The sequence below is a fragment of the Pseudomonas sp. XP1 genome (genome assembly GCF_053557675.1).
Window position 1 is genome coordinate 1 of record NZ_JBNRIJ010000067.1, and the last position, 5,288, is coordinate 5,288.

Genomic DNA, 5,288 nt, shown 5'->3' on the forward strand with positions numbered 1-5,288 from the left:
CTTCGCGAGCACGCCCGCTCCCACAGGTACAGCGCCAATTCTGAGGTTTGTGCTTGACCTGTGGGAGCGGGCGTGCTCGCGAAGAGGCCGGGATGAGCAGTGCAAATATCAGGATGGATGTGTGCCTTTTGCCGCTTGCCAGCGTCGAAATCCGGTCCCTATCCTTCAGGTATCTGGCCCTCCCGGGAACCCTGCATGAACTTCATCCAAAGCAACTTCAACAATCTGTTGGCCATCGCCTGGTTCGCCCTGTGCTGGGGTGGTTACACCCGTTATGCCATCTGGAAGGGCCGCGACACCGCGTGCCTGGCCAGCGTGCTGCACCTGTACCGCGAAGACTGGATGCGCCGCATGCTGCTGCGCGACAACCGCATTGCCGATGCCAGCGTGATCGGCAACCTCGAGCGCAATGCCTCGTTCTTCGCCTCCAGCACCCTGATCATCCTCGCCGGTATCCTGACCGTGCTCGGGGCCTCTGACCGGGCGCTGTCGCTGCTGGCCGACCTGCCGCTGGTGCAGCAGACCTCCCAGGGTATGTCGGAGATCAAGTTGCTGTGCCTGGCCATGGTCTTCGTCTACGCCTTTTTCACCTTCAGCTGGTGCATGCGCCAATACAACTTCGCTGCAGTACTGGTGGGTTCGGCACCGATGATCGGTGAGCGGCTGGTGAATGAACTTGAGCGCAAGGCATTCGCGTCGCGGGCGGCGCGGGTGCTGTCGCTTGCCGCCAACCAGTTCAACCTGGGCCTGCGTTCCTATTACTTCGGCATGGCCATGTTGAGCTGGTTCATCAGCCCATGGTTGTTCATGGTCATGAGTGTCGGGGTAGTGCTGATTCTGTATCGCCGCGAGTTCCATTCGGATGTGTTGGATGTGATGGTGTTCACACCTACCGAAAGTGTTTCGACCGAAACCGCCAAGGAAAACACTGTTTCTGGTACCTGAAACGTTTAATCCATAAGTTTCAGGCACAAAAAAACCCGACGATGTCGGGTTTTCTTGTTTTAGCCGATTACTGCTTGGCAGGTTCGGCTGGAGCAGCTGGAGCGGCTTCCGGAGCCGGAGTAGCCGGAGCGGCTTCTTCGGCGGCCTTCTGCTCGGCTTCGGCCTGATCTTTGGCGGCTTCGGCGTTTTCCTTGGCAGCCTCGTTCATTTTATCCTGAGCTTCGCCCGCTTTTTCCTGGGCTTGCTCGGCGTGTTGCTGTGCGTCCTGGGCTTTGTCTTCGCTCGCTTTATCGCAAGCGGCCAGGCCCATGGCAGCGGCCAGCATCAGAGCAAAAGCAAAAGGTTTACGCATGGGGGTGTTTCTCCTTGGTGGAATAAGTGACTTGTTCCTTCGAGTGCAACTACGCGGAATAAGTTCCGCGAAGATTACACATATATAACGCCCCGTTCTATATAGACTTTTTAACGATTTTATGCCGCTGCGGCAATGCGCAGGGAAACAGCCAATGAGCGATTCAACCTTGATGGCCATGGCCGAGCGTTTTCTCTCGGCCCTGAAACATTGTCAGTTGTTGCAAATGCGTGTGGCGCAAGCCAATACCGATGGCATGACCCTGGTGCTGCCCTGGTCACCGGCCATCGTCGGCAACCCGCAGACCGGCGCCGTGCATGGCGGCGCGCTGACCACGCTGATGGACACCACCTGCGGCATGGCCACGCTGTGCGTGCTGCCGCGCTTCGAGGTGTGCCCGACACTGGACCTGCGCATCGACTACATGCACCCGGCCGAGGCCGGCAAGGACATCTACGGCCATGCCCAGTGCTACCGGGTCACCCGCGATGTGATCTTCACCCGTGGCACGGCCTACCAGGACGACCCCGCCCAGCCGATTTGCCAGGTGGTGGGCACGTTCATGCGCCTGGGTCAGGAGATCAAGGGGGGCATCCGCTTCGGCAACAGCCTGAAGGAGGGCGAGGCATGATTCCGCACGAGGTTCGCCAACAGCTCAACGCCGCTCACGCAGAGGGAGACTATCGGCCCTTGCTGGCGCTGATCCCTTATGCCGGCCTGATCGGCATCGAATGCGAGCGCGAGGGCGATGACCTGCTGTTCCGCCTGCCGGCCAGCCAGGACAACATCGGCAACCCGCTGCTGCCGGCCATCCACGGTGGGGTGATCGCGGGCTTCATGGAGCTTTCGGCAGCGCTTTACCTGCTGATCTTCAGCGAGAGCGCGAGCATTCCGAAGATTATCGACTTTTCCATCGATTACCTGCGCGCCGGGCACTTTCGCGATACCTACGCCCAGTGCCAGCTGTGGCGCCAGGGCCGGCGGGTGACCAATGTAGCCATCACCGCCTGGCAGGGTGACAGGCAGTCGCCGATCGCCACGGCTCGCGCGCATTTCAAGATCGAACCGGAAAAGCCCTTGAAATCATTCGGGCAGCCCCCATCTGCATGACATCCGCCGCTAAAGCAGGCCAACCTGGCCGCCAGGCGTCAACTGCCATCAGATCGGAGTTTTGAAGACCATGAGTGTGGAGACTCAAAAAGAAACGCTGGGCTTCCAGACCGAGGTGAAGCAGCTGCTGCACCTCATGATCCATTCCCTGTATTCGAACAAGGAGATCTTCCTGCGTGAATTGATCTCCAACGCCTCCGACGCCGCCGACAAGCTGCGTTTCGAGGCCCTGGCCAAGCCAGAGCTGTTCGAAGGCGACGCCGACCTGAAGATTCGCCTGAGCTTCGACAAGGACGCCGGTACCGTGACCCTCGAGGACAACGGCATCGGCATGAGCCGCGAAGACGTCATCGCCCACCTGGGTACCATCGCCAAGTCCGGCACCGCCGACTTCATGAAGAACCTCACCGGTGACCAGAAGAAGGACTCGCACCTGATCGGTCAGTTCGGTGTGGGCTTCTACTCCGCGTTCATCGTTGCTGACAAGGTCGATGTGTACAGCCGCCGTGCCGGCCAGCCGACCGCTGAAGGCGTGCACTGGTCGTCGAAAGGCGAGGGCGAGTTCGAAGTTGCCACCATCGACAAGCCACAGCGCGGCACCCGCATCGTCCTGCACCTGAAGAAGGGCGAGCAGGAGTTCGCCGATGGCTGGCGCCTGCGCAACGTGGTCAAGAAGTACTCCGACCATATCGCCATGCCGATCCAGCTGCCGAAGGAGCAGGCTGCCGCCGAAGGCGAAGAACAGCCGGCCGAAGAGTGGGAAACCGTCAACCGTGCCAGCGCCCTGTGGACCCGTCCGCGTACCGAGATCAAGGACGAGGAGTACCAGGAGTTCTACAAGCACATCGGCCATGATTTCGAAAACCCGCTGGCCTGGAGCCACAACAAGGTCGAAGGCAAGCTCGAATACAACTCGCTGCTGTACGTGCCGGCCCGCGCGCCGTTCGACCTCTACCAGCGCGAAGCGCCACGCGGCCTGAAGCTGTACGTGCAGCGCGTCTTCATCATGGACCAGGCCGAGTCGTTCCTGCCGCTGTACCTGCGCTTCATCAAGGGTGTGGTCGATTCCAACGACCTGTCGCTGAACGTATCGCGTGAAATCCTGCAGAAAGACCCGATCATCGACTCGATGAAGACCGCGCTGACCAAGCGCGTGCTGGACATGCTGGAAAAGCTGGCGAAGAACGAGCCCGAGCAGTACAAGGGCTTCTGGAAGAACTTCGGCCAGGTGCTGAAGGAAGGCCCGGCCGAAGACTTCGCCAACAAGGAAAAGATCGCCGGCCTGCTGCGCTTCGCTTCCACCCAGGACGACAGCGGCGAGCAGAGCGTCGCCCTGGCCGACTACCTGGCCCGCGCCAAGGAAGGTCAGGACAAGATCTACTACCTCACCGGCGAGTCGTACGCGCAGGTCAAGAACAGCCCGCACCTGGAAGTCTTCCGCAAGAAAGGCATCGAAGTGCTGCTGCTGACCGACCGTATCGACGAGTGGCTGATGAGCTACCTCAACGAGTTCGACGGCAAGGCCTTCGTCGACGTCGCCCGTGGCGACCTGGACCTGGGCAAGCTGGATTCGGAAGAAGACAAGAAAGCCCAGGAAGAAGTCGCCAAGAACAAGGAAGGCCTGGTAGAGCGCCTGAAGGGCGCGCTGGGTGACAGCGTGGCCGAAGTGCGCGTGTCGCACCGCCTGACCGACTCGCCAGCGATCCTGGCCATCGGTGAACAGGACCTGGGCCTGCAGATGCGCCAGATCCTCGAAGCCAGCGGGCAGAAGGTGCCGGAATCCAAGCCGATCTTCGAGTTCAACCCGACCCACCCGTTGATCGAGAAGCTGGACAACGAGCAGAGCGAAGACCGCTTCGCCGAGCTGTCGCACATCCTGTTCGATCAGGCTGCCCTGGCGGCCGGTGACAGTTTGAAGGACCCGGCGGCTTACGTTCGTCGCCTGAACAAGCTGTTGGTCGAGCTGTCTGCTTGAGTTGATGCACAGGAAAGCCCGCTTCGGCGGGCTTTTTTCATGGCGAGCATATTGATGATGAGTGCCAAAGGAGTGCTTGATGAGCAAAGTAATCGTCGAATCGCTGGTTTACCACCTTTCCGGCAAAACCTACGAAAGCCGTCTGGTCTATGAGCCAGGGGCGCTGGGCCGCCCAGGCTTGGTGATGGCGCCGAACTGGATGGGCATCGGCGAAGGTGCCGAGCGCATCGCCAAGGAAGTGGCCGAGAAGGGCTATGTTGTGCTGATTGCCGATCTGTACGGGCAATCGGTGCGCCCCTCCAACGCTGACGAGGCCGGCGCGGCGATGATGCCGTTGAAGAATGACCGTGGCGAGCTGCGCAAGCGCATGCAGGAAGCCCTGGCGCAGTTGCTGGGGCAGTCGAAGGCGTTGCTGGAGCCGGGCAAGGTCGGCACGTTTGGTTTCTGCTTTGGTGGCTGCTGTGCACTGGAGCTGGCCCGTACCGGTGCCGATCTGCGTGCGGCGGTATCGTTCCATGGCACGCTGGACACGCCGAACCCGGAAGATGCCAAGCGCATCAAGGGCTCGGTGCTGGTGCTGCACGGCGCTTCCGACCCACTGGTGCCGAAGGAGCAGTTGCCGGCGTTCGAGGAGGAGATGAACGCGGCCAAGGTTGACTGGCAATTGCTGAGCTATGGCGGCGCGGTGCACTCGTTTACCGACCCGAGTGCCAATGTGCCGGGCAAGATGCAGTATGACCGGCGCACCTCGGAGCGGGCGTTCCGCTCGATGCATAACCTGCTGACTGAAGTGTTCCAGCGCTGAGATTGCACGGGGCTGCTTTGCAGCCCATTCGCGGGTAAACCCGCTCCCACAGGTACTGCGCTGTCTGTGGGAGCGGGTTTACCCGCGAATGGGTCGCAAAA

General features: G+C 60.7%; 6 protein-coding genes. 5 read left to right on the forward strand and 1 reads right to left on the reverse strand.

The genetic code is table 11. The features are described from left to right. Window positions 1-195 precede the first annotated feature (195 nt). Window positions 196-945 carry a DUF599 domain-containing protein gene (locus tag ACK1U9_RS25545; protein ID WP_046615103.1) on the forward strand — a complete coding sequence of 250 codons (750 nt, stop codon included), beginning with the start codon at window positions 196-198 and terminating at the stop codon, window positions 943-945. Window positions 946-1,012: 67 nt separating this feature from the next. On the opposite strand, the gene ACK1U9_RS25550 is transcribed toward ACK1U9_RS25545, so the two are convergent. Continuing rightward, the gene (locus ACK1U9_RS25550) at window positions 1,013-1,297 is read right to left on the reverse strand and encodes a hypothetical protein (protein WP_023661534.1); all 285 of its coding nucleotides are present in this window, start codon (window positions 1,295-1,297) and stop codon (window positions 1,013-1,015) included. Window positions 1,298-1,451: 154 nt separating this feature from the next. Between ACK1U9_RS25550 and ACK1U9_RS25555 the strand changes: the two genes are divergently transcribed. The 4 genes from ACK1U9_RS25555 to ACK1U9_RS25570 all read left to right on the forward strand — a co-directional run bounded on the left by ACK1U9_RS25555 (window position 1,452) and on the right by ACK1U9_RS25570 (window position 5,187). Next, complete coding sequence (locus ACK1U9_RS25555; protein ID WP_108480226.1) at window positions 1,452-1,928, forward strand: PaaI family thioesterase; 477 nt, start codon at window positions 1,452-1,454, stop codon at window positions 1,926-1,928. Continuing rightward, on the forward strand, window positions 1,925-2,407 hold the full coding sequence (locus ACK1U9_RS25560) for a PaaI family thioesterase (protein WP_046615105.1): 483 nt from the start codon (window positions 1,925-1,927) through the stop codon (window positions 2,405-2,407). The genes ACK1U9_RS25555 and ACK1U9_RS25560 overlap by 4 nt, the downstream gene beginning before the upstream one ends. A gap of 70 nt (window positions 2,408-2,477) precedes the next feature. Next, window positions 2,478-4,382 (forward strand): molecular chaperone HtpG, encoded by a 1,905-nt coding sequence (htpG, locus tag ACK1U9_RS25565; RefSeq protein WP_108480225.1) that lies wholly within the window; start codon window positions 2,478-2,480, stop codon window positions 4,380-4,382. 79 nt (window positions 4,383-4,461) lie between these two features. Next, on the forward strand, window positions 4,462-5,187 hold the full coding sequence (locus tag ACK1U9_RS25570; protein WP_046615107.1) for a dienelactone hydrolase family protein: 726 nt from the start codon (window positions 4,462-4,464) through the stop codon (window positions 5,185-5,187). Window positions 5,188-5,288: the final 101 nt, after the last annotated feature.

Excerpts from the sequence above, each read along its gene's own strand:
- ACK1U9_RS25570 (WP_046615107.1), top strand. The coding sequence starts at position 4,462 with ATGAGCAAAGTAATCGTCGAATCGCTGGTTTACCACCTTTCCGGCAAA.
- ACK1U9_RS25555 (WP_108480226.1), top strand. The coding sequence starts at position 1,452 with ATGAGCGATTCAACCTTGATGGCCATGGCCGAGCGTTTTCTCTCGGCC.
- ACK1U9_RS25560 (WP_046615105.1), top strand. The coding sequence starts at position 1,925 with ATGATTCCGCACGAGGTTCGCCAACAGCTCAACGCCGCTCACGCAGAG.
- ACK1U9_RS25545 (WP_046615103.1), top strand. The coding sequence starts at position 196 with ATGAACTTCATCCAAAGCAACTTCAACAATCTGTTGGCCATCGCCTGG.
- htpG (WP_108480225.1), top strand. The coding sequence starts at position 2,478 with ATGAGTGTGGAGACTCAAAAAGAAACGCTGGGCTTCCAGACCGAGGTG.
- ACK1U9_RS25550 (WP_023661534.1), bottom strand. The coding sequence starts at position 1,297 with ATGCGTAAACCTTTTGCTTTTGCTCTGATGCTGGCCGCTGCCATGGGC.